We start from the raw sequence: 677 nt of genomic DNA, 5'->3' as shown, positions 1-677 counted from the left end.
AGGCTCTCGGACGTGCCCGTGTTGACCGTCAGGGAGTGAGGCGAGAGCGAAGCGAGGCCGACTCAGACCAGCGCCCTGAGCCCGTCGCGGAGCGCCCGCCGACCGTAGACCGCGAGGCCGACGGCCCCGGCCGCGCCCAACAGGAGCGGAATCACGTCGAAGCCGTCGACCGCCAACCGGCGCGCGCCCCAGACGAGGAACGCCGCGGCCTGCGCGACGTAGAACGCGAGGGTTCCGTTGAACGGGACGAACCCGCCGGCGAGGAAGACCACACAGAGGAGCGCGATGCCGACCACGTCGGCGCTCATCGGCGGGAGCCAGCCGAACGCGACCGCGGCGACGGCGAACGCGCAGAAGACGACGCCGACGGCCAGCCGGAACGGTGCGATTTCGGCGAACAGCGATTTATCCGGCGGAACGACGTTTGAACCGCCGTCCGTGGGCGTCGTCGATGTCGGTGACACGGTCGTAGTTCGCACAGTACTGTCAAAAAATTATTCTCTCTCGGGCTCACTCACGAGGATGCGACTGCCGCCGCAGCCCCCGTCGTGCGACCGAAGCGATGCCGCGAGGCCCCCAATTTAATACTATATGTAGTAAACGTCGAGACAACGATGGTCGCACTCGACGTACACGAGGACATGCAACGACTCGCCGACAGCGGCGTCGTCGCGGTG

The 677-nt window shown here is 66.6% G+C and carries 1 protein-coding gene; it reads right to left on the bottom strand.

From position 1 onward, the window contains the following. Positions 1-62: 62 nt before the first annotated feature. On the bottom strand, positions 63-464 hold the full coding sequence (locus DVK06_RS16835; RefSeq protein WP_121601121.1) for a hypothetical protein: 402 nt from the start codon (positions 462-464) through the stop codon (positions 63-65). Positions 465-677: the final 213 nt, after the last annotated feature.

It is taken from the genome of Halorubrum sp. Atlit-28R (assembly GCF_003665955.1).
Lineage (GTDB): Archaea > Halobacteriota > Halobacteria > Halobacteriales > Haloferacaceae > Halorubrum > Halorubrum tropicale.
The sequence above is the reverse complement of the archived record's forward strand: the minus strand, read 5'-3'. Positions and strand labels throughout refer to the sequence as shown.